General features: G+C 33.6%; 23 protein-coding genes and 1 pseudogene. 14 read left to right on the top strand and 10 right to left on the bottom strand.

Annotated features, from left to right (window positions below):
* Nucleotides 1-169 precede the first annotated feature (169 nt).
* The 4 genes from KA893_RS05480 (at nucleotide 170) to KA893_RS05465 (ending at nucleotide 3,894) form a co-directional block, all read left to right on the top strand.
* Nucleotides 170-952: a CPBP family intramembrane glutamic endopeptidase gene (locus tag KA893_RS05480; RefSeq protein ID WP_041079269.1), complete on the top strand. Its 783-nt coding sequence runs from the start codon at nucleotides 170-172 to the stop codon at nucleotides 950-952.
* Nucleotides 953-1,040: 88 nt separating this feature from the next.
* Nucleotides 1,041-1,691, top strand: coding sequence for an ABC transporter ATP-binding protein (locus KA893_RS05475; protein ID WP_002482400.1), 651 nt, complete (start codon nucleotides 1,041-1,043; stop codon nucleotides 1,689-1,691).
* Nucleotides 1,688-2,461, top strand: coding sequence for an ABC transporter permease (locus tag KA893_RS05470; protein WP_069821581.1), 774 nt, complete (start codon nucleotides 1,688-1,690; stop codon nucleotides 2,459-2,461). Before KA893_RS05475 ends, KA893_RS05470 begins: the two co-directional genes overlap by 4 nt.
* 260 nt (nucleotides 2,462-2,721) lie before the next feature.
* On the top strand, nucleotides 2,722-3,894 hold the full coding sequence (locus KA893_RS05465; RefSeq protein ID WP_002482402.1) for an MFS transporter: 1,173 nt from the start codon (nucleotides 2,722-2,724) through the stop codon (nucleotides 3,892-3,894).
* Nucleotides 3,895-3,992: 98 nt separating this feature from the next.
* Here the strand turns inward: KA893_RS05465 and KA893_RS05460 are convergent, their stop codons facing one another.
* The gene (locus tag KA893_RS05460; RefSeq protein WP_069821580.1) at nucleotides 3,993-5,351 is read right to left on the bottom strand and encodes an APC family permease; all 1,359 of its coding nucleotides are present in this window, start codon (nucleotides 5,349-5,351) and stop codon (nucleotides 3,993-3,995) included.
* A 187-nt stretch (nucleotides 5,352-5,538) separates the two neighbouring features.
* Between KA893_RS05460 and KA893_RS05455 the strand changes: the two are divergent.
* The 10 genes and pseudogenes from KA893_RS05455 to KA893_RS05410 all read left to right on the top strand — a co-directional run bounded on the left by KA893_RS05455 (nucleotide 5,539) and on the right by KA893_RS05410 (nucleotide 13,988).
* Nucleotides 5,539-6,132 (top strand): annotated as a pseudogene (locus KA893_RS05455) (YdeI/OmpD-associated family protein).
* A 237-nt stretch (nucleotides 6,133-6,369) separates the two neighbouring features.
* Nucleotides 6,370-6,930 (top strand): TetR/AcrR family transcriptional regulator, encoded by a 561-nt coding sequence (locus KA893_RS05450; RefSeq protein WP_002482405.1) that lies wholly within the window; start codon nucleotides 6,370-6,372, stop codon nucleotides 6,928-6,930.
* Nucleotides 6,931-7,112: 182 nt separating this feature from the next.
* Nucleotides 7,113-8,000 (top strand): beta-keto acid cleavage family enzyme, encoded by an 888-nt coding sequence (locus KA893_RS05445; protein WP_210125612.1) that lies wholly within the window; start codon nucleotides 7,113-7,115, stop codon nucleotides 7,998-8,000.
* On the top strand, nucleotides 8,000-8,965 hold the full coding sequence (locus tag KA893_RS05440; RefSeq protein WP_075339871.1) for a 3-hydroxyacyl-CoA dehydrogenase NAD-binding domain-containing protein: 966 nt from the start codon (nucleotides 8,000-8,002) through the stop codon (nucleotides 8,963-8,965). The genes KA893_RS05445 and KA893_RS05440 overlap by 1 nt, the downstream gene beginning before the upstream one ends.
* A gap of 1 nt (nucleotide 8,966) precedes the next feature.
* Nucleotides 8,967-9,440: a thioesterase family protein gene (locus KA893_RS05435; protein ID WP_069821577.1), complete on the top strand. Its 474-nt coding sequence runs from the start codon at nucleotides 8,967-8,969 to the stop codon at nucleotides 9,438-9,440.
* Between the two features lie 296 nt (nucleotides 9,441-9,736).
* Entirely contained in the window at nucleotides 9,737-10,921 is a 1,185-nt protein-coding gene (locus KA893_RS05430) for a betaine/proline/choline family ABC transporter ATP-binding protein (protein WP_002482409.1), read from the top strand.
* On the top strand, nucleotides 10,921-11,556 hold the full coding sequence (locus KA893_RS05425) for an ABC transporter permease (RefSeq protein ID WP_002482410.1): 636 nt from the start codon (nucleotides 10,921-10,923) through the stop codon (nucleotides 11,554-11,556). The genes KA893_RS05430 and KA893_RS05425 overlap by 1 nt, the downstream gene beginning before the upstream one ends.
* Before the next feature lie 15 nt (nucleotides 11,557-11,571).
* A complete protein-coding gene (locus tag KA893_RS05420) occupies nucleotides 11,572-12,513 on the top strand; it encodes an osmoprotectant ABC transporter substrate-binding protein (protein ID WP_069821576.1) in 942 nt (313 codons plus the stop codon).
* Between the two features lie 2 nt (nucleotides 12,514-12,515).
* Nucleotides 12,516-13,205: an ABC transporter permease gene (locus KA893_RS05415; protein WP_002482412.1), complete on the top strand. Its 690-nt coding sequence runs from the start codon at nucleotides 12,516-12,518 to the stop codon at nucleotides 13,203-13,205.
* Between the two features lie 18 nt (nucleotides 13,206-13,223).
* Entirely contained in the window at nucleotides 13,224-13,988 is a 765-nt protein-coding gene (locus KA893_RS05410) for an alpha/beta hydrolase (RefSeq protein ID WP_037537721.1), read from the top strand.
* A gap of 81 nt (nucleotides 13,989-14,069) precedes the next feature.
* Here the strand turns inward: KA893_RS05410 and KA893_RS05405 are convergent, their stop codons facing one another.
* From KA893_RS05405 to KA893_RS05365, 9 genes are all read right to left on the bottom strand, one after another.
* Nucleotides 14,070-15,122 (bottom strand): acyl-CoA dehydrogenase family protein, encoded by a 1,053-nt coding sequence (locus KA893_RS05405; protein ID WP_228160985.1) that lies wholly within the window; start codon nucleotides 15,120-15,122, stop codon nucleotides 14,070-14,072.
* Nucleotides 15,123-15,132: 10 nt separating this feature from the next.
* Nucleotides 15,133-15,894, bottom strand: a complete 762-nt coding sequence (locus KA893_RS05400; protein WP_002482415.1) for an ABC transporter permease — start codon at nucleotides 15,892-15,894, stop codon at nucleotides 15,133-15,135.
* A 6-nt stretch (nucleotides 15,895-15,900) separates the two neighbouring features.
* Nucleotides 15,901-16,851 carry an ABC transporter substrate-binding protein gene (locus KA893_RS05395; protein ID WP_011302420.1) on the bottom strand — a complete coding sequence of 317 codons (951 nt, stop codon included), beginning with the start codon at nucleotides 16,849-16,851 and terminating at the stop codon, nucleotides 15,901-15,903.
* A gap of 12 nt (nucleotides 16,852-16,863) precedes the next feature.
* The gene (locus KA893_RS05390) at nucleotides 16,864-17,604 is read right to left on the bottom strand and encodes an ABC transporter ATP-binding protein (protein ID WP_069838189.1); all 741 of its coding nucleotides are present in this window, start codon (nucleotides 17,602-17,604) and stop codon (nucleotides 16,864-16,866) included.
* Between the two features lie 359 nt (nucleotides 17,605-17,963).
* Nucleotides 17,964-18,476, bottom strand: coding sequence for a DUF4242 domain-containing protein (locus KA893_RS05385; RefSeq protein WP_002482418.1), 513 nt, complete (start codon nucleotides 18,474-18,476; stop codon nucleotides 17,964-17,966).
* A 235-nt stretch (nucleotides 18,477-18,711) separates the two neighbouring features.
* Nucleotides 18,712-19,413: an antiholin-like protein LrgB gene (gene lrgB / locus KA893_RS05380; RefSeq protein WP_075339870.1), complete on the bottom strand. Its 702-nt coding sequence runs from the start codon at nucleotides 19,411-19,413 to the stop codon at nucleotides 18,712-18,714.
* Nucleotides 19,406-19,852: an antiholin-like murein hydrolase modulator LrgA gene (lrgA, locus tag KA893_RS05375; protein ID WP_011302421.1), complete on the bottom strand. Its 447-nt coding sequence runs from the start codon at nucleotides 19,850-19,852 to the stop codon at nucleotides 19,406-19,408. The genes lrgB and lrgA overlap by 8 nt, the downstream gene beginning before the upstream one ends.
* Before the next feature lie 120 nt (nucleotides 19,853-19,972).
* Nucleotides 19,973-20,737: a response regulator transcription factor LytR gene (locus KA893_RS05370; protein WP_002482420.1), complete on the bottom strand. Its 765-nt coding sequence runs from the start codon at nucleotides 20,735-20,737 to the stop codon at nucleotides 19,973-19,975.
* On the bottom strand, nucleotides 20,715-22,490 hold the full coding sequence (locus KA893_RS05365; RefSeq protein ID WP_210125610.1) for a sensor histidine kinase: 1,776 nt from the start codon (nucleotides 22,488-22,490) through the stop codon (nucleotides 20,715-20,717). Before KA893_RS05365 ends, KA893_RS05370 begins: the two co-directional genes overlap by 23 nt.
* Nucleotides 22,491-22,790: the final 300 nt, after the last annotated feature.

The raw sequence follows: 22,790 nt of genomic DNA, 5'->3' as shown, positions 1-22,790 counted from the left end.
TATAGTACAACAAAATGAACATATTACAATAATATAGTGAGTTGAATAAGTAAGTTATTTGAGATTATAATATTTTAGAAAGGAAGTTGATAAAAAATTTAATAATTTGTATATACACTATAAGTAGACATGATATATTTAGTATATGTACGAATTAGGAAGGTGTCATATGACTGAGAAATCAACCGAATTAAAAAATAATAATCAGCAAGATATAAGTGTTTGGGATAACAAAAAAATTGTAAAAAGAGATTTTTGGCTTATTCCAATTTATTTATTAGCGAATAACATCATGCCACTCTTGTTATTTGCTGCTATATATATTGTCTATTCAGTATTTAATTTTAAAAATGAAACTTTTGTAACTGATGAAAACATACTAATTATGGGTGGCTTGCTTGCCGAAATCGTTATATTAGTTAGTTTTTATGCAATGCATTTAAAAGATCGTTTAATACCGATTTCCAACCAACGCATTCTTGCAATCCCTAAATATCTGTTTATCATCGTGGCGACTTATATTGTCACACTTGGATTAAATAGTTTATATGATTGGATGATGGAATTTTTACCTAAAGGATTGCAATATACAGAAACTCAAAATCAAATGCTTTTAGAAAAAATGTTTGAAAATAATTGGATGTTACCATTTCTATTTATAGATATTGTCATACTCACACCAATCATCGAAGAACTATTATTTAGACATTTAATTATTCATGAGTTAGGCAAAAAGATAACATATACTGTTGCCTCGATACTCTCAACGATATTATTTGCAAGTGTGCATGTGTTAGGTGCAACATCACTATTTGAAATCGGTAGTTATCTCATCATTGGGGCTGGTTTAGCCTTTGTATATGTGAAGAGCGGAATGAATTTGGCCGTTTCAATAACATTACATGCATTAAATAATCTCATATCATTTATAGCTATCGTTATTTTAAAATAAATGATTTTTGAGCTTATTGATGAAACAAGCTATTAAAATTGAAAAGTTAGGGAATAGTAATGCGAGAAATTAAAAAAGGTGGGCTTCTATGTTAGAACTAAAAAACATAACATATAAGATAGATAACCGGGATATTATCAATGATATAAATTTAAAAATTGAGGCAGGCGATACGATAGCAATTGTAGGGCCTTCCGGAAGTGGTAAAAGTACATTGTTGCGTTTGATTAGTAATTTGATTAGCCCAACAAAAGGAGAACTATATTTAAATGATAAGCCTTACGAACAAATAAACCCAGAACAACTACGTATGAATGTAAGTTATCTATTACAAGAAAGTGATTTATTTGATAGAACTATCGGAGAAAATCTAGCTTTTCCAGCAGAAGTTAGACAAGATAAATTCGATCGTAAACAAGCTAAACGTTTATTGAAAACAGTAGGTTTAGGTCATTATAATTTTAATACACGTGTTGAACATTTATCCGGTGGTGAAAGACAACGTATTACGATAGCGAGACAACTCATGTACACACCAAAGGTATTGCTTCTAGATGAAGCGACAAGTGCTTTGGATGTGCATAATAGTGAAAAAATAGAATCCTTAATCTTTAAATTGGCTGATGAAGGCGTTGCTATTTTATGGATTACACATAGTAATGATCAAAGTAATAGACATTTTAAAAAGAAAATTAGAATTGTGGATGGCAAAATCGATAAGGAGGAGCGTTTATCATGAGTACAACTGCACTAGCATTAACGGGTCTCCTCTTACTTTTTCCGATTATTGTTTCTTACAAAGAAAAATTACATATTATTAAAGATTTATTAATTGCGACGGTTAGAGCAATTATTCAATTAATTATTCTCGGCTTTCTATTGCATTTTATATTTGGTGTGAATCAAACATGGCTATTAATCGTATTTGTACTAGTCATTATTATTAATGCTTCGTGGAATACAATTAGTAGAGCATCTCCAGTAATGCATCATGTATTTTGGATTTCGTTTGTTTCCATTTTTGTTGGTGTAGCGTTACCTCTAGTTGGTGTCGTTTTAACAGGGGCGATAGAGTTTAAGCCTAATGAAGTGATACCGATTGCAGGTATGCTAGGTAGTAATGGTTTAATTGCTATAAATTTAGCCTATCAAAATTTAGATAGAGAATTTGTGAAAGAAATGAGCCAAATTGAATCTAAGTTAGCACTTGGTGCGAATCCCAAATTATCTTCTAAAGAAACGATACGTAATAGTGTGAAAACGGCGATTGTACCAACAATTGATTCCGTTAAAACGTATGGCATTGTTTCGATACCAGGTATGATGACCGGCTTAATTATTGGAGGCGTAGAGCCGTTACAAGCTGTTAAATTTCAATTAATGGTTGTCTTTATTCACACAACTGCGACGATTATGTCTGCGCTTATTGCGACTTATTTAAGTTATAAACAATTCTTTAATCACCGCGATCAACTGATAAGTAGACATTTAAACCAAGAAGACGCATAAATATTGGATAGACGGCGAGTATATAAAGCACTGTTCAGCATTTTAATAAAAATTTTAAAAAGAATTGAGCAGAGCTTTATTGTTATGTTTCAATATAAACACGAATCTGAGATATCTATTGATGTCTCAGGTTCTTTTTTTGTATGGTTGGATATTTGCTGTGAGAGCAAATTCAGAAGTGTTCAAACGTGTTGACGTATGGTTTATAATGTAATAGTTATGTAAAAATTTACATCTTAATTTAAGGGAGGAGTGAAAAGATGTCGATTATGAGAATTGCCACCTTTATTTTGAGTATCTTTATCGTAGGTATGGTTGAAATGATGGTTGCAGGGATTATGAATTTGATGAGCATTGACTTGCATGTTTCGGAAGCGATTATTGGACAGTTAGTGACGCTTTATGCCATCACATTTGCCATTGCAGGACCTATATTAGTGAAATTAACGAATCGGTTTTCTCCAAGACCTGTATTATTATATGCATTGCTTGTTTTTATTGTCGGAAATATGATCATTGCTTTTGCACCTAATTTTTCTATTTTAGTATTTGGACGCATCATATCATCTGCAGCAGCAGCACTTATCGTGGTTAAAATATTAGCGCTAACAGCTTTATTAACTGCGCCACAACATCGAGGGAAAATGATAGGTATTGTTTATTCAGGCTTTAGTGGCGCAAATGTACTTGGTGTACCAATTGGGACAATTATCGGTGACTTAGTTGGATGGAGATATACATTCTTATTTATTGTCTTTGTAAGTGTGTTAGTAGGTATATTGATGTATTTCTATGTACCACAACCTCAATATCAAACGGTAAATACAGAGTCTAGTACTAAGCAGCGTGAAAGTAATTATTCTAAAATACTTAGACCAGGAGAAGTCGCTAAGTTTTTAGCTATCACATTCTTATTGCTAGTTGCAAATTCTGTGACATTTATTTATATTAATCCACTTATGTTATCAAGTGGTCATGACTTATCCTTCGTATCGATTGTATTATTAATCAATGGTGTTGCAGGTGTTATTGGAACATCGATGGGTGGGTTCCTTTCAGATAAATTGACGAGTAAACGTTGGCTAACGATTGCCACTATTATATTTATCACGATGATGTTACTGTTGAATTTATTCTTATCAGTGACAGGCGTATTATTAATGATTATCTTCATATGGAATATCATGCAATGGAGTACAAATCCAGCTGTTCAAAGTGGTATTATAGAACATGTTGAAGGTGATACAAGCCAAGTGATGAGTTGGAATATGTCTAGTTTAAATGCGGGTATCGGCATTGGTGGTATTGTCGGTGGTCTAGTTGTTTCTAAAATAGATGTTTTAGCAACTACGTACTTCACTGCAGCCATCGCATTCGTAGCTTTTATTTTAATCATTAGTCTAAAGCAAATGACTAAATTTAATAGAGCCTAAGGTAAATCAATTACACTTATAAAATGAACAGTACTTTGTATATAAAAGTGGACTTACATTCTCAATGTAGAAGAGAGGATGTAAGTCCTTTTTTTAATTTATAAAGTTGATTTTTCTATTGATTGGGCTGTATTAAAATGAATATCGCTAAGTGCAATTTTATTTTTCTTATTAGAAACTTGCGCAATAATAGCGGAAAGTAAAATATAAATTAATGTACCAATAATATAACCTATTTTTAAATCAGAAATTAATAAATAAGATTGATACAATAGCACAATAATAGCAATGATTGCCATCGTTACAAGTATTGGATAGGGTACTTTAAACGGCGATTGCTTATAAGCATCTGGATATTTTTTGGGTAGTTGCGTAGAAGCTAAAGCTGGAAAAGCAAAAACAATTAATGAAATCCCAGTACCTAACTGTGCTACAACATTTAGTGACATACCTGTAATAATAGGTAATGCACCAATAATGTAGAAAAGTAATAAAAGCCAATGAGGTGTACCAAATCGTTTGTTCACACTACCTAAACGTTTAGGTAAATAACCATCGTGTATTGCAACTAATAAACTTTTAGTTACCCAAGTAAACGTTGAATTGAGTGTAGTCGCTAATGCGAACATTGCGCCCCCAACCATGAAGAAGATGAATACTGGGGTCGGCAAGACTTCTTGCGCAACACTCGTTAATGGTCTGCCAGAAACCTCTGGAATTGGGAGTACCCCTACAGCAATAGAAGCGATAAAAGCGTATAACAAACCTACAAATATAGTTGCAATGATAATGACTATTGGAATATCTCTTTTTGGATTTTTCATTTCTCCACCTAATTCAGCAACAACTTGCGCGCCACCAGTTGCAAACGAAACAAGCCCAACGGCAGTAAAGAATCCTGTGAATCCATCCGGAAGCATGGCATGCATATTAAAAACACCAAAATCCACATGTGGAAGACCGAAAATGATAAAACAAGACAAAGCAATAATTAGAATGACAACCATTAAATTACCAATGATAGATGCTGACTTAATACCAATGATATTAACAATAAATAAAATGGTAAGTAAGGCAAAAGCAACAAGTCTAACAGGAATACCTGGTAAGAGTCCTTCTAAGTATTGTGCGAATGATAAAGCATATAAAGATAATGTAACCTGTAAAAAGATGAATAATAATAACCAAAATATCCCGATTTTAGGGGACAATAAACGACTTGTATACTGATACATACCACCAGTCGTAGGTAATGTGGATCCTAATATGGCAATTGGGAACATCGTTAGTAATGTAATGATTGCGGATAAGATAAATGCGGGTGTGATACCACTTCCGGTCATTTGTATGCCAATGCCTGTTAGCGACATGACGCCAGCACCGATAATTTGACCTATAGCAATACCCATTACATCCGTAAAGCCTAATACTTTTTTTAAGTTTGTTGCTTGTTGCATTCAATCACCTCTAAATTATATGTATTTTTAAAAATAATAAAAAAATTATAACATAATTATCCCTTAATTCATAGTAAACTTATCGGAAAACAAGAGTTAAGTTTTTGAAAAAGCTAATTATAGATAAATCAAAGGTTTTCATAGTAGAATAAAGTTAATAAAAAAATTATTAAGAGGTGTAATTTTTATGACTAATGAAAAAGAAAATATTAAAGTAAATGCATTTATTGATAGATTGAAACAATGGCAAGAGGAATTTAAAATTTTACGTTAAATTATAAATGAAACGGAATTAACTGAAGATTATAAATGGATGCATCCTTGCTACACGTTAGATGATAAAAATGTCGTTATCATACAAGACTTTAAGCATTATTGCGCATTACTTTTTGAAAAAGGTGCTATTATGGAAGATCCTTATCAATCACTTATACAACAAACTAAAAATGTACAAGCAGCAAGACAATTACGTTTCGAAAGTTTAGATGAAGTTAATCAACGTAGAGACGAGATTAAATGGTATGTTGAAGAAGCGATTAGAATAGAAAAATCAGGTGAGAAAGTACCTATGAAAAAAACTGAAGACTATGATATGCCTGAAGAATTACAAGCAAAATTAGATGCAATGCCAGAATTAAAAGAAGCATTCAATAACTTAACGCCTGGTAGACAAAGGCAATATATGTATCATATTGGTCAGGCAAAGAGAGCGGCAACACGTGAAAATCGAGTAGAAAAATATATTGATTATATATTGGATGGCAAAGGCATGAATGATTAAATACTTGAAAGCATTTGTACAAGTAAAAGAAGTTATCATGTGAACGACGTATGCAAAAATACAAAGCGGATTGCCTTATGAAGGTTAACGCTTGAGTTATGATAAAATAGCACACATTTTAGTTCAGCATCCAAAAATGAAGTTGCAACTTTATCATATATCGTATATAGTTTGCTCGAATATAAAACTACGGTTAAGTCATATTTTGAAACGTATTTTGAGAAAGAAGGTGTATGAATGCCGAGAGTTTCCAAGAGGATACAATTACTACAAGCTGCTGCAGCAATTGTAGATGAGCAAGGTAGTGAATATTTAACGCTAGATGCCGTTGCCAAAAAGGCAGGTGTCAGTAAAGGTGGGCTATTGTATCACTTTAAAAACAAGTTTGCATTAATTCAAGGTCTTGTTGATCATGCCGATGAATTATATAGAGAAAATGTGAATGGACATGTACATGCAGATAAACAAGACCAAGGGAAATGGGCACGGGCGTTTATTGAAGCGACGAGATCTCATCGTTCAGAAAATGGATCGATTACCTCAGGAATGCTTGCTGCACAAGGTATTAATAGCAATTTGTTATTACCTTTACAGGACACTTATAAAGAGTGGCAAACTAATATTGAAAATGATGGATTAGACAAAGTAGACGCTACAATTATTCGTCTGGCAGTGGATGGTTTGTGGCTTTCAGAAATATTTGGACTAGATGGACTTGATGAAAACATGAGAGAACAAGTTTTGAATAGATTAACCGAATATACGCACCCCAATAAAAATCAAGAAAGCAATGGCTAAATGTTCTAAATTAATAAAAAAATAATAAAATGTTTAATTCATGTAAACCACTGATAGTATAAGGATAATCAACTTTTGAATGTTGTTTATCATTATTTTTTATATTTATAAAACTTGAAACTAAACCGTCTGGTTGGTACACTTATCGATGTGTTAAATAACTCTGTGGAGGTTTATAATCAATGAAAAAAGTGATGCTAACAGCAGCTTTAACAGGTGCTGGAGATACTACAGCAAAGAATAAGTGTGTTCCTGTAACACCTCAAGAGATTGCTGAATCAGCAATAAAATGTGCAAGAGCAGGCGCGACAGTTGCACATATTCATGCGAGAGATCCAGAGACAGGTGGTATTAGCCACGATGTTGAATTTTTCAAAGAAGCCGTACGACTTATTAGAGCTGCAGATGAAGATATTATTATAAATATTACGTCAGGTGGTGGCGGAGATTTTATTCCAAACCTTGAAGATCCATATCTCGCTGCAGAAGGATCTGATATACAAACACCAGAAGAAAGACATGAACCGATAGGCAGCTTACTACCTGAAATGTGTACTTTAGATTGTGGTAGTGTCAACATGGGAGATACAGTTTATTTAAGTCCAACTGATTGGTTAAGAAAACAAGCTCAACTTGTAAAAGAGGTTGGTGTTAAGCCTGAATTAGAGTGCTTTGACAGTGGTCATATTTCATTCGCTAAGCAATTAATCAGTGAAGGATTAATTGATGGTGAACCAATGTTCCAATTTTGTTTAGGTATACCTTGGGGAGCTGAAAATGATTCAGAAACGATAGAATACTTTAAAACGCGTATACCGGAGCATGCCCACTGGTCAGCATTTGGTATTGGAAGAATGCAATTTCCAACGGTTGAAGAAGCAGCAAAGCGTGGCGGCAACGTTCGTGTTGGATTAGAAGACAATTTATATTTAGCCAAAGGTGATAAGGCAACAAATGAGCAATTAGTTGAAAAAGCTGTCGAAATATTGAACGGATTAGATATAGAACCAATGACCCCGGCAGAAGCACGTAAAAAATATCAATTAAGAGATCCACAAGGAGGAGCATAATGAAGTTTGCAGTTGTAGGTACAGGCGTTATCGGAAGTGGATGGATTACTAGAATGCTAGCTCATGGGCATGAAGTCATTGCTACAGACCCAAGTGAAGGCGCATATGAAAGAATGTTAAAACAAGTGAAACAAAATTGGCCATATGCAGAACAATTAGGTTTAGCAGAAGGCGCTGCAATCGATAATTTAACATTTACACCTTATTTGGAAGAAGCGGTTAAAGATGCAGATCATATACAAGAAAATGTTCCAGAAATTGAATCTTTAAAAGATCAAGTGCTGACAGAAATTGATTTTTATGCGAAAACAGATGCAACGATTGGTTCGAGTACTTCTGGTATTATGCCATCAGAATTGCAACAAAATTTACAACATCCTGAGAGATTGATTGTAGCGCACCCATTTCATCCAGTTTATATTTTACCGCTCGTTGAAATCGTTCCTGGTAAAGCAACAACGGAAGCAACAACATTAAAAGCTGAAGAAATTTACGAAAGCATTGGTATGGATGTACTTCATGTTAGACATGAGATTGAAGGACATGTAGCAGATAGATTAATGGAAGCACTTTGGAGAGAGGCATTGCACATTGTTAATGATGGTATAGCGACAACGGAAGAAGTTGATAAAGCATTTACACATGCTGCTGGTTTGCGCTATGCACAATATGGTCCATTCATGACTTTCCATTTGGCCGGTGGTGAAGGCGGTATGCGTCACATGCTGAAACAATTTGGTCCAGCTTTAAAAAAACCATGGACTAAATTAGTAGCACCAGAATTAACACAGGACCTGTATGACGAAGTGGTCAATGGCTGTGAATCATCTTCTCAAGGAAAAACAATGGCGGAACTTGACCAAAAACGTAATGAATTCTTAGTAAAAGTAAAACAACTTGCTGAGTCATATTGGCCAGAAGATACACCCTCTATGAAAAAGAAAACACAACAATCGGTGAAATAAAATGACAAACAAATTATATGAATACAAGACGCATGTAAATGAAGCTTGGGTCGACCATAATGGGCATATGAATGACGCAGAATATAATCGTGTATTTAGTGATGCAACGGATGCATGGCTCGCATTTTTAGGGTTAGATGTGCAAACAATTGAAACGTTGGACTACACTGTCTTTACTTTAGAAAACCACGTTATGTATTTAAAAGAAATTAAAGTAAATGAAGCGATTACTGCTACAGTTGAGTTATTTGATTACGACACCAAAAGATTACATGTGTTTATGACATTAAGTGATGAAGCAAATGATAAGTGTGCAACTTATGAGGTTATGTTAATGGGAATGAATACTAAATTGCATAAGCCTGATGCTTTTCCTACTGATATACAAAAAGCAATTGATGATTATGCACAACATGCTTCAATAAAAAAACAACCCAAAGAACTTGGACATCTTATTGGTATAAAACGTAAATAAAATTTTTGAATGAGTTTGAAACGATTGAATAAAAAGGTGTTAAAAATATTTTATATAACCAAATATTTGGTTATAAATTGTTTAATGTTATTTATTAATGTATCTTGTTATATATAGGATGATAAAATCAAAGCTAAATTGATTATTCTGTTTTGATTGTTTACACACGAATAAAGTAGGGCTATGTGTGCTCATGTTTTTACTTATTTTTTAGTATTTGTATAACATCCACAGATAGTCCTATATTTATTATGAAATATTTGAAATTGAATATGTACATAGAAAGGAATTGACTCATGTTAAGTATTAAAAACTTATCTAAAGTCTATGGTGGAGGAAAGAAAGCTGTAGATAATATTTCACTTGAGATTGAAGCCGGTGAATTTATTGCATTTATAGGGACAAGTGGTAGTGGTAAAACAACTGCATTAAGAATGATCAATAGAATGATTGAAGCAACTGAAGGGCAAATAGCTATAAATGGCAAAGATGTTCGCAAAATGAACCCAGTTGAGCTACGTAGAAAAATTGGGTATGTGATACAACAAATTGGATTGATGCCACATATGACGATTAGAGAAAATATCGTATTAGTACCTAAACTTTTAAAATGGTCTCAAGAAAAGAAAGAGAAAAAAGCTAAAGAACTGATAAAATTAGTGGATTTACCAGAAGAATTTTTAGATAGATATCCATCGCAGCTCTCAGGAGGACAACAGCAACGTATCGGTGTTGTGCGTGCGTTAGCAGCAGAACAAGATATCATTTTAATGGATGAACCATTTGGCGCGTTAGATCCAATTACGAGAGATACGTTGCAAGACTTGGTTAAAGAACTACAACAAAAGTTAGGTAAGACCTTCATTTTCGTTACACATGATATGGATGAAGCTATTAAACTGGCAGATAAAATTTGCATTATGTCTGAGGGACGTGTCATACAATTTGATACGCCAGACAATATTTTAAGACATCCTGAAAACGATTTCGTACGAGACTTTATTGGTCAAAATAGATTGATTCAAGATAGACCTAACATGCGTACAGTTAAAGATGCGATGATTAAACCTGTAACAGTTCATGCGGATAGCTCATTAAATGAAGCAGTTAAGATTATGAGAGATCGTCGTGTTGATACCATCTTTGTTGTGGGTAACAATCGTAGATTACTTGGATATTTAGATATTGAAGATATCAATCAAGGTTTACGTGGAAATAAAGAACTGATTGATACAATGCAACGCGATATCTATCGCGTAAGAATAGATAGTAAATTACAAGATTCAGTTCGTACAATATTGAAAAGAAATGTAAGAAACGTACCTGTAGTGGATAGTGATGAAGAAACGTTAATTGGATTGGTTACGAGAGCAAACTTAGTAGATATCGTGTATGACAGTATCTGGGGAGAAACAGATGAAGACGATGATGCTACACAAGACGCAATTGTTGAGCCCGATAATGTAGGAGCTGATAAGTAATGAAACAATTCATAGAGCAATATGGTGGGCAACTGATTTCCAAAACAGTCGAACACTTTTATATCTCAATGATCGCTTTGTTAATTGCAATCGTAGTCGCAGTACCATTAGGTATTATACTATCCAAAATGAAAAGAACTTCAAACATTGTTCTCACAATTGCTGGTGTATTACAAACGATACCAACATTAGCAGTATTAGCTGTAATGATACCAATCTTTGGTGTTGGAAAATTACCGGCCATTGTCGCATTATTTATCTATGTACTACTACCAATATTAAATAACACAGTATTAGGTGTTAAGAATATTGATAGTAATCTTAAAGAAGCAGCAATCAGTATGGGGATGACCCGCTTTCAATTAATGAAAGACGTTGAATTACCATTAGCTTTACCATTAATCTTGGGTGGTATACGATTATCATCTGTTTATGTCATTAGTTGGGCAACACTTGCAAGTTATGTAGGTGCAGGTGGCTTAGGTGACTTTGTATTTAATGGATTGAACTTATATGACCCATTAATGATTGTGAGTGCAGCTGTATTAGTTACAGCATTAGCATTAATAGTGGATGTACTATTATCATTAGTAGAAAAATGGGCAGTACCCAAAGGATTAAAAGTATCCAGATAATTTAAGGAGGACATTATGAAAAAGATAAAACAGTATTGTATCGCGCTTGTACTGTGTCTGACGGTGTTATCTGGATGTAGTTTACCCGGTTTAGGTGGAAATAGCTCAGACAACGAGGTCAAAATCACAGCACTTGCAACGAGCGAGTCACAAATTATGTCTCATATGTTGAGACTATTAATAGAACATGATACAGAAGGAAAAATCAAACCATCATTAATTAACAACTTAGGATCGAGTACCATTCAACATAACGCACTCGTAAATGGTGATGCAAACTTATCAGGTGCCCGTTATAATGGTACGGATTTAACAGGTGCATTAAATGAAAATCCTATTAAAGATCCAAAAAAAGCTATGAAAGCGACACAAGATGGTTTCCAAAAGAAATTTGATCAAACATTTTTTGATTCATATGGATTTGCAAACACTTATGCATTTATGGTAACTAAAGCAACCGCTGAAAAATATAATTTAGAAACTGTGTCTGATTTAAAAGCGCATAGCGATAAATTGAAACTAGGTGTCGATAGTTCATGGTTAAACCGTGAAGGCGATGGTTATCCAGGATTTACGAAAGCATATGGCTTTGATTTTAATACAGTACGACCAATGCAAATCGGATTAGTATATGATGCATTGAATTCGAATAATTTAGATGTAGCAGTCGGGTATTCAACGGATGGTCGAATTGCCGCATATGATTTAAAAGTATTGAAAGATGACAAACATTTCTTCCCACCTTATGACGCAAGTTCAGTGGCGACAAATAATTTATTAAAACAGCATCCAGAATTAAAACCAACAATAAAAAAATTACACAATAAAATTTCAACGAGTGAAATGCAGAAACTTAATTATCAAGCTGATGGTGAAGGTCAAGAGCCTGCAGTCGTCGCTGAAAAATTCTTAAAAGCACATAACTATTTTGAAAATGATAAGAAAGGTGGTCATTAGTAATGGAAGGTAATTTATTTCAACAATTAATTGAATATTATTCAGTAAACTTTGGCTACCTATGGGATTTATTTATTAAGCATTTACTTATGTCTGTTTATGGTGTTCTATTTGCAGCTATTGTAGGTATTCCTATTGGTATCGTCATTGCAAGATATAAAAAATTGTCTTGGACAATTATTACCATTGCAAACATCATTCAAACTGTACCTGTTATTGCGATGTTAGCAATATTAATGTTAGTGATGGGACTAGGTCCTACAACTGTAGTGGTAACGGTATTCTTATACGCACTATTACCAATTATAAAAAATACATTTACTGGTATTGTTGGTGTCGATGAAAATATTAAAGATGCCGGTAAAGGTATGGGAATGACGCGCAATCAAGTCTTGCGTATGATTGAATTACCATTATCTTTATCAGTCATTCTTGGTGGACTGAGAATTGCGCTTGTTGTAGCCATCGGGGTTGTTGCAGTCGGCTCATTCATAGGTGCGCCAACTTTAGGTGACATTGTTATTCGAGGTACGAATGCAACAGACGGAACCACATTTATTTTAGCTGGTGCAATTCCAATTGCTTTAATTGCAATTTTAATTGATATCTTCTTAAGATTTTTGGAAAAACGTTTAGATCCATCTAATAAAACGCATAAGAAGAAAAAACACGAACCACAAAGTATTAATTAATAAAGGTTGTGACTGACTTTGGCAATATTATCAATAAACTATAATTCAACGACGATTGGTATGCATCATCCTTTTATAGTGATTTTACCTGAAGACGCTACTTATTTTGATTCAAATGCACAACCGAAAGCGTTGAAAACGTTATTGCTTTTACACGGTCTTTCAAGTGACGAAACGTCGTATATGCGTTATACGAGTATTGAACGGTATGCAAATGAGCATCAATTAGCAGTAATCATGCCGAATGCAGATCATAGTGGTTATAGTAATATGGTGTATGGTCATAAATATTATGATTATATACTTGAAGTATTGGATTATGCGCATCAAATATTACCACTCTCGACTAGCAAAGAGGACAATTTTATTGCGGGACATTCGATGGGTGGCTATGGCACAATCAAATATGCGCTGTTAGAAGGTCATCGTTTTGCGAAAGCTTGTCCTTTATCTGCTGCATTTAACGCACAAGGTTTGATTGATTATGATTGGTATGATTATTCTGGATCTGCAATTGCTGGTCCAAATGCACAAGTAGCAAATACAAACTTAGATCCGTATTATTTAGTGGATGAAGCGATTAAGAAACAAAAAGAAATTCCCGAATTGCTTATCATGTGTGGTACAGAAGATGATTTATACCGAGACAATCAGCAGTTTGTACAATATTTAAATAAACGCCAAATACCAAACATATTTGAAGATGGACCTGGTGAACATGATTACGCATATTGGGATAAAGCGATACAACGTGCAATCAAGTGGTTCATAGAAGGAATATAGAAAATCAAATCGGAATGATATGAGTCAAAAAAAGCATCCCCATAGAGGGATGCTTTTTTACGTATATTAGAAAAATTTAAACTAATTTACAGTATAATTAGATGATTTAAATTCTTCTTCTAATTTACCTAAATGTCTTAAGGTAGGTGTCAATGCTGCAAAGAAAAATCCTTCTTTCAACTTACGTGCTTGTGGTGCTTTAGGAGAGTATGCTCTTGAACCACCATTGACCATAGACGCCTGATTAACTTCTAATAGTAAATATCCAGCTTCTTTTTTAAGTCGAATAAGTTCGCCAAATTGATTATCCAAATCATTTTTTGCAACAAGGTTATAAAAGTCTTGCTTGATCTGTTTATAGCGTGATTCAAAATCTGAAATGTCGTATTCTAAATATTTATTGATGCCATTTTGTGCGTCAGAGAATTTATGAATTAAATCAAGTGAAGCACGAACGGAACCTAGGGCAATAGGCACTTGTAGAGTTACAAATTTTGGTCGAATATCTGAGGCAAATGATTTTGCGTCATGCGTGATGATTTGCGTGTCAGGAATCAGTACATCATCCATCGTTATCGCAAATGTTGCTGAACCATTGACACCTAAGAAATTCGACTTCTCATCAAGTGTAATACCATCTTGATTGGCATGTACAATAAACATTACTAATTCATCATCAGTTTCAGACTTTGAAATGGCCCCAAAGTAGTGATCAGAACTGATATTGCTTACTGCTGGAAGTCTACCGTTTACGTAAAATTTTCCCTCTTGATAATGGTGAGATAAATTGAAAGACTCTAAATCATTAAATGATTTCATAGGATTTGATAAACCAGTTGCGCCTAATATATCACCATTTAATAATGATTGTTGTAAATCATGATTTAAATGCGCTTGGTCAGCATTTTCTAAGTATGTTGAGAATGCGAGTTGGCACCATAAGCAAAATCCTGTAGTTAGACAAGATTTGGATACTTCTTCAATAATTTCTAAATTATTTTTCAAATCATTTTCTTTAAAATAACCTTCTTTAAATAAAGTTTGAATAAATTGTTTAGGATAGTGTGTACCTTCATCTATTTCAATTAAATATGGATCTAATTCATTTTCGATAAGTGTTTGTAAACTCAAAATAACGTCTCCTTTATTCTCCGAATCGTTTTAGAATTAATTTTTCTAAATAACTAATAAATCTATCTATAATGAAGCCGAACAAACCAATAAAAAATATTGCGGCTAATACATCTTCTAAGTTCAACATATTTCTTGCATCTACTATCAAAAAGCCTAATCCAGACTGGGCACCAATCATTTCACCAGAAACTAAAAATATCCAACTTGTACCTACAGCCATATGAATACCACCCATAATATGTTTGAAGGCACCAGGGAATAAGATATTTTTATATAATTGCCAACCTGTTAAGTTAAGATTTGAAGCGATTTTTAAATATTGAGGTTCAATATGTCTAATGCCTTTAATTGTGTTAAAAACAATCGGAAAGAAAGCAGCGATAAAAATAATTGCCATAGCTGGTAAGCTACCGATACCAAACCAAAGTACAACGAAAGGTGACCAAGCGATAGGTGATATAGGTCTAATTAATTGTAAAAGTGGTTCGATGGCATGGAATAGTGCATTTACACGACCTAATAAAAATCCGATAGGAACACCGATTAAAATGGCAAGAACAAATCCGACTATGAAACGAAATAAACTAATAAACAAATGAGAAAATATTTCCCCGGAAATGATGAACTGCCAAATGCTCTTAGCAACAAGTAAAGGACCAGGTAAGAGGATAGGTTGATAATTTCCTATCCAAATCACGCATTGCCATATAAATAAGAAAATGATGAAACTAATAATAGGTAAAGTGAATTTTTTAGTTAATGCATGTGTCAATGCGTACTAGCCCTCCTTGTATAATGTTGGATCAACAAAATCTTTATAGTCAGGTGTGTTAAATAATTTATGTTCTTTGACTAAATGAGTGATTTTATTATAGCCTTCTTTTTCAATTGTTAAATCTCCATAAGAAGTCCAATCTGCTGATTGTTTTAAAACTTTTTTATCTTGTTTAAAATGTTTACTCATGACTTCTACGCTTTGCTTTTTATTGTTCATTTTATAACCAGCTTTTTTATAATCAGTCATAAAAGCTTGTGCTGTATGATGGTGTTGATTGATTAAATCCTCTCTGAGCACAAGTGCACAGCAATATGCATCAGGTATCACATCGCTACCATGTTTTAGCGTATGTCCTTTGCCTAGTTTTTCTCCTAAGGCACCAAAAGGTTCAGCTACTGAGTATCCTGAAATACGATTTTCACTTAAAGCTGCGGGCATTTCTGCAGGCGCCATTTCATGATAACTAAAGGTATCAGAGTCTAAATGAAGTTGTTTTCGCATTTCTTCTAATAGTAGGTAATGTGTCGAATACCGATGTGGTATCGCAAAGCTATAATCTTCGTGGTTATGGAAGTCTGAAATTGTTTCGTTATTTTGTCCCATAATGACATTACCTTCGTGATGGCCTAGAGCAACTGCTTTAATATTTGAACCTTTCTCTTTAGATTTCATCGCAAGTTCGATTAAGGTAGATGCACCATCGATTTTGCCGCTATTTAAAGCGTCCATCAGGTCAGGCCAATTATTAAATCTTACTAGTTCTAAGTTGTAATTCGCGTTTTTGGTTTGTTGCTGTATTTGTTGGGTCATCATCAAGTTTGCTGAATGTGTAATAGGTAAATAACCAATTTTTATAGTTTCTTTTTTATCGGATTGTTTTTGACTATTACTTTGTGTACAAGCAGAAAGTAATACTAGGAATATTAGAGAAAGGATTAATAATTTTTTCAATATGCTGCCTCCTTATAAATAATATTCCGGTTCTGCCATATAATGATTTAAGGCAAACTTTTCCATGATAGTATTACGGATATTTAATAAATGGCTATCATTGCGATTACGAGGATGTGATTGCTTAATCTTATATTGATTGATAATTTCACAACCCTCTCCAAGTAAAATAATATTGTCAGAAAGATATAATGCTTCATCTATATCATGTGTGACAAGAATAATAGTAGCGTCAGTTTGATGCTTTAATTGAATCAATTGATCTTGTAGTTTATAACGGGTAAATGCATCTAAAGCACCAAGTGGTTCATCCATTAAAATAACTTTCGGTTGATGTACTTGTGCTCTACAAAGTGCAACACGTTGTTTCATCCCACCAGATAATGATTCAGGGAATGCTGAGCCTTTATTATTTAAATCGACACTTTTTAAATGATGGTTAATTTCTTCATTACTCATACGCTTATTTAAACCAATGCGTATATTGTCATAGATATTTTTCCATGGAAAAAGATTATGATGTTGGAATATCATCAAACAATCTGGAGATGGCGTTTGTTTAATTTGACCATTGATATTAACAGAACCAGATGAGGGTGTTAAGAAACCTCCAATAATATTTAATAAAGTTGATTTGCCACATCCACTTTTCCCAATAAAAGTAATGATTTCTCCTTTATCTATATTTAGTTCGAAATCGTTAATGACAGTATTCTCTCCAAATTGATGATGAACTCGATTAATATGAATCACGGTAGACACCTCAATTATTCTTATCGTTTTAATAAGAATTGCGTTTACACTAAAGGGCTATGCAAGTACATAGCCCGTGAAGTGGTTGTTTATGAATTTACTTTTTAGAAAATCTAGTGATTAATCACTTTGTAAAAAGGCAGTAGATGACTGGATTGAATTGCGCTTATATTAAGCTTATTCAACCCTAGTCATCCTTGCCGGGGTGGGACTACGAAATCTTTATTAAAACAAATGATTTCTGTCCCTCTCCCTAAGAACTACTAATCTCAATTCTATTGAGAAATATATAAGGATTACATTAGCTAAAGCTAATGCATAAGAACTACTAATCTCAATTCTATTGAGAAAGTAGTTCTTTATATTTTTTCGATGTCATCGATTGGTGTATCTACAGCTTTACGAGCACGGCGTACAGCGTCTTCATCTGGCGCATCGTACATACAAATACATTTTGTCATGTCTTCACAAACATACGTACGTTGGAATTGTACTTCCGGTACTTCTTCGTAGTGAACTGAATTTTTCTTCTTACGTGCTAAATATTGATCCATTGTAATACCTTCTGGGATATTCCAAGTTACAAGGTAGTCAATTTTAGGATCGCCTTTTTTAACTTCATCCAGTTCTTTACCAACTAGACGCACTTCTTTAACTAAATTTATATTAATTGAAGCATCTTCTAGAAATTGTTTTGCTTCAGTATCATTATTTGCTTCTACAATAAAGTAACCATGTGTTAAGTCTTCAGTAGCTTGAACTTCAATTAAAGTAGGTACATCACCAGTTGTTAATTGAGCAGCTTTATCTTCTAATTCTTTTTTATTTGAGGCAAAAGCCAAATCGTTTGCTTCTAGTAAAAATAATGTCATAAATCTTAACCTCCAAATATTAATAGTAGGTGTATAATACAATAAACCTTATCAGATTACAAGGATATGAAAATAGGTAATTTAAATTTTCTGATAAATTATAAAAATAGTATATAGTTAGCGGTTAAATTGTAATGGGTGCAGTAAGGTAATAAAATATACGTGTATAGATTTAAGTTTTTAAAAAATAAACCCGCACACGTCATTTAACTTTATACGTGTGCGGGTTATTAAATTATAATAGTAATGTTGCTAATATTGGAGCTACGATTACAACAATCACACCAACAATAACTAGAGAAATAGATGCCATAGATGCTTCAGTTTCACCAAATTCTTGTGCAGAAGAAACACCTAACGAATGGCCACTTGTACCAAGTGCTAAACCACGTGCAATAGGATTTGTTATATTAAATAACTTAATTAATTTAGATCCTAAAGCATATATCATCACACCATTTAAAATAACTGCTAGTGATGTCAACTCTTTGATGCCGCCGATATCTGCAGATACGGGTAATGCAATGGCAGTTGTCGCACCTTGAGGTAACATAGATGCTATGATGCCATTAGAAAATTGGAATGCTTCGGCGATAAGATAGATACAAACAAGTGCAGCAGTTGTACCTAATGTGATGCCGCCTAGGATTTGTTTCCAATATTTTTTCAAGACATCGCGACGTTTATATAAAGGTATAGCGAAACATATTGTTGCTGGTTCTAAGAAGAAATTAATGATATCGCCACCGATTTTATAATTTGAGTAATCAATACCAGTTAATTTTAAAAAGGCAATGCCGACGACCATGCTGACAAACAATGGTGTGAACAAGAAAAAGCCATTTGTCTTTTTAAATAAAAAAGTTGCGATGATAAAAGGTATAAGTGATAGTAGAATACCAAAATAAGGTGTATTAATCGCTAAATGTTCAATCATAATTTATCCTCCGCCAATTTTTTTGTTTTGAATTTTTCGGAATAAAGGATTTTGTAATAAGCAACTGAGATAAAAATCCTGTACATAACAACAAGAGCAATGTTGAAATGATAATTAATAATATAATTAGGATTGGACTTGTGCTTAATATGCCTAATGAATTAATGACTGAAACACCTGCTGGTACGAATAAGAAACCAATGTTATTCGTTAATGTGGTTCCAACAGTTTCTACTTGGCCAAGTTTTACAATACCAGTACATAAAGCAATAAATAATAGGACAAGTCCTATTACTGAAGCTGGCATTGGCACCGGCATGAAACTTTCGATGATGTTTGAAATAAACATAATAATCGCTATAACAAGCGCTTGATGGAAAAAATTATATGTTTTAGAGATTTTATTGTGCGTTTTGCGTTGTTCTTTTTCTACTCCCATTTAAAATTGCCTCCCAAAATCATCTTGAGTTAATTATAAAATGAAAGCGATTACGATGGGGCGTTTTTGATGTGACTTACGACACGTTAGAGCTGAAATGCATAAATTGAAATGTGACTATCAATTAAGCCCCATCATTTGTTTGAAAGTTTTCATATAGGAGCGGCTAACTTGAAACTTTAATTGATTTGTCATGGTAAGTTGATACGTATAATTGAACCAATGTTCAATGGTTTGAATATGGGATTTATTAATTAATGTTGCACGATGGATACGCATGAAATTTTGCGTTTCAATTTTCTTTTCATAATGACTCAAAGGCTCTGAAGTTTCGAAATCGTCGAGTGTTGTATTGATTGTAGTAATACCATTGTTGACCGAAACTGCAATAATATCATCTAAGTTAATAATATGAATGCGTTCATTTACCTCAATAGGGAGCACTTTACTTGTTTTTGTTTTTTCGTTGTTTTGAGTATCCATAGAAGCTGTTGTATAACTATCACTATGATGTTCGGTAGTTTGCCCCAAAGCTTGTTCTACTTTGTGAACTGCTTGTGCAATACGTTGTTGCTCAAAAGGTTTAAGGATATAATCGATGGCATCCAATTCAAAAGCCTTTACAGCAAAAGTATCATGCGCTGTGGCAAAGATGATAAAAGGTGCATGTTTCATTTTCTTTATTTTATTGGCAAGATCAAGACCACTTTCGTCCATTAAATTAATATCAAGAAAAATAACATCATAATCATCATAAAGTAATAGTTCTAATGTCTCAGAAACATTTTCTGCTTCATCAATTTTTTCAAAATGGTTTATTTGATTTAGCAAATAGTGAAGTTCATTACGTGCTAAGGGTTCGTCATCTACAATGATTGCTCTCAATTTTTTCCTCCTCTAAATTATGGTACGGAATCGTACAACTCACTTGTGTGCCTTGGTGATCGGAATGAATTTGAAGACTTGCTTCATAACCAAACAATCCATCTAATCTGCGATTTAAATTTTCTAACGCGCTGCCTGAACCAGATTCTGAATGGACACTGGTTTTACCAATTTTATCAAGTTTTTCATAAGGGATACCATGACCATTATCGGATACGGAAATGACTAAACCTGTTTGAGCTTTGTGTGCTTTTATGATAATTTCGTTATTGTATTTCCTATTTTTAAAAGCATGCTTAATGGCATTCTCAACAAGTATCTGTATAGCAAAAGGCGGTACAAGTGCGCCGTAACAAGTACGATCTATGTCAAACGACACATTGAAGCGGTCCGGATATCTAGCTTGTTCTAGAGATAAATAGGATTCTACTTGTTGTAATTCTTTTTCTAAAGAAATCGTGTTATTACGCGCACCTTGTAAATTAGATCTGAAAAATTGACTGAGTTGTAAAAGTAATTCACGTGCTTTTTCACTATCAATACGTACTAATGCAGAAATGGTATTAATTGCATTAAAGAAAAAATGTGGATTAACTTGTGCTTGAAGTGATTTAATTTCAGCATCACGTATTAAGGCACTTTGTGTTTCGGCTTGACCTAATTCAAGTTGACTGGAAAATATTTCAGCAAGTCCAGTTGCTAATTGTTTATCTGAATAGTTAACATCATATTTATTTGTAAAATATAATTTTAATGTACCGACAACATCATTCTTGACGCGTAGAGGTACTACGATTGCTGCTTCTAAAGGGCATCCTGGGTGGTTACAACCGATTTCTTCACTAGAATATGCTTCTTTTAAAGTGCCAGATTGAATGGCTCGTTTAGATAAATTAGTAATAATTGCTTTTTGGGCAACATGATGGTCGCTCGCTGCGCCAACATGAGTCAAAATATCTTTACGGTTGGTAATTGCTACCGCAGATACGCGCATTAAATTAAGTATAATCTCTGCTGCTTTTTTCGCTGATTGCTCATTCAAACCAGAGCGGAAATAAGGCAATGTCTGGTTAGCAAGCTGTAACACATCATGTGTTTGTATCGCACGCGTTTCTTCCTCTTGTTTAATAGTAGATAAAATAATAGATAAAAATATTGCTGTACCGATGGAATTAATCGAAATCATAGGGATAGCGATGAGTTTTACTAATGTCCACGCATGTTCAGTATTATCAGAAAATAAAAGAATACAAAGCATTTGAATTATTTCTGTTGTACCACCAATGCACGCACCTTTGACTATCGTAGGATAACGGTTAGCACGCATCGCTTTATAGCCAAAATAGCCAGAAATTAAAGCGATGAAAATAGATGAAATCAAGTAAATATATGCATCTGCACCACCAATGTAAACACGATACATACCTGAAACGACGGCAACTGCTAATGCTACAAATGGACCACCGATAAGTCCTGATACGCCAATAGTCAAAACACGTGTATTTGCTAAAGAAGCATCAGGGTCTAGATGGTTATAAACAGTTCCATTAATTATTTCATCGCCTCGGATTTGTATACCAGTGAAGTTTGAAATCATAGAGAAGCAACCAAAAATAATAATTAATTGCCATTGTGAACGTCGTTTCTCGCGCTCATTCATCATTGTTTTAAAATGGTTGATGTTCATTAGTATATAGGCAATAAGTATGATTAAGCCCACACGTTCAAGAAGTAGTATAAATAAATTTAACATAATGCACCCTTATCATAGTTTGTCTTAATATAGTATACAGAAATTTTTTAGCTATATGTTATTGCAGAAAAGTAATTATCATTTTAAGCGATAAAATTTTAGTATAATTCGATGAATTTCAAAGAGAACATTACTCTTTAAGTTTAAAAATACACATTTAACGCTGTTTTTTAGCAATATCTATAGCTAAGTGTTATTTTGTTAATATTGGGTTTTTAAATATTTTGTGAAAACGAAAAAAATTATATAATAAATAATTGTCTGATGTTTTCACAAATAAAGATAAAGTCCGTATAATTG

This window comes from Staphylococcus sp. GDY8P126P, from assembly GCF_017891965.1.
GTDB classification, from domain to species: Bacteria; Bacillota; Bacilli; order Staphylococcales; family Staphylococcaceae; genus Staphylococcus; species Staphylococcus saprophyticus.
Note: the sequence above shows the minus strand (reverse complement) of the source record. Positions and strands in the feature narration are given on the sequence as shown.

Coding starts and splice junctions, on each gene's coding strand:
- KA893_RS05480 (WP_041079269.1), top strand. CDS start 170: ATGACTGAGAAATCAACCGAATTAAAAAATAATAATCAGCAAGATATA.
- KA893_RS05475 (WP_002482400.1), top strand. CDS start 1,041: ATGTTAGAACTAAAAAACATAACATATAAGATAGATAACCGGGATATT.
- KA893_RS05470 (WP_069821581.1), top strand. CDS start 1,688: ATGAGTACAACTGCACTAGCATTAACGGGTCTCCTCTTACTTTTTCCG.
- KA893_RS05465 (WP_002482402.1), top strand. CDS start 2,722: ATGTCGATTATGAGAATTGCCACCTTTATTTTGAGTATCTTTATCGTA.
- KA893_RS05460 (WP_069821580.1), bottom strand. CDS start 5,351: ATGCAACAAGCAACAAACTTAAAAAAAGTATTAGGCTTTACGGATGTA.
- KA893_RS05450 (WP_002482405.1), top strand. CDS start 6,370: ATGCCGAGAGTTTCCAAGAGGATACAATTACTACAAGCTGCTGCAGCA.
- KA893_RS05445 (WP_210125612.1), top strand. CDS start 7,113: ATGAAAAAAGTGATGCTAACAGCAGCTTTAACAGGTGCTGGAGATACT.
- KA893_RS05440 (WP_075339871.1), top strand. CDS start 8,000: ATGAAGTTTGCAGTTGTAGGTACAGGCGTTATCGGAAGTGGATGGATT.
- KA893_RS05435 (WP_069821577.1), top strand. CDS start 8,967: ATGACAAACAAATTATATGAATACAAGACGCATGTAAATGAAGCTTGG.
- KA893_RS05430 (WP_002482409.1), top strand. CDS start 9,737: ATGTTAAGTATTAAAAACTTATCTAAAGTCTATGGTGGAGGAAAGAAA.
- KA893_RS05425 (WP_002482410.1), top strand. CDS start 10,921: ATGAAACAATTCATAGAGCAATATGGTGGGCAACTGATTTCCAAAACA.
- KA893_RS05420 (WP_069821576.1), top strand. CDS start 11,572: ATGAAAAAGATAAAACAGTATTGTATCGCGCTTGTACTGTGTCTGACG.
- KA893_RS05415 (WP_002482412.1), top strand. CDS start 12,516: ATGGAAGGTAATTTATTTCAACAATTAATTGAATATTATTCAGTAAAC.
- KA893_RS05385 (WP_002482418.1), bottom strand. CDS start 18,476: ATGACATTATTTTTACTAGAAGCAAACGATTTGGCTTTTGCCTCAAAT.
- lrgB (WP_075339870.1), bottom strand. CDS start 19,413: ATGATTGAACATTTAGCGATTAATACACCTTATTTTGGTATTCTACTA.
- lrgA (WP_011302421.1), bottom strand. CDS start 19,852: ATGGGAGTAGAAAAAGAACAACGCAAAACGCACAATAAAATCTCTAAA.
- KA893_RS05365 (WP_210125610.1), bottom strand. CDS start 22,490: ATGTTAAATTTATTTATACTACTTCTTGAACGTGTGGGCTTAATCATA.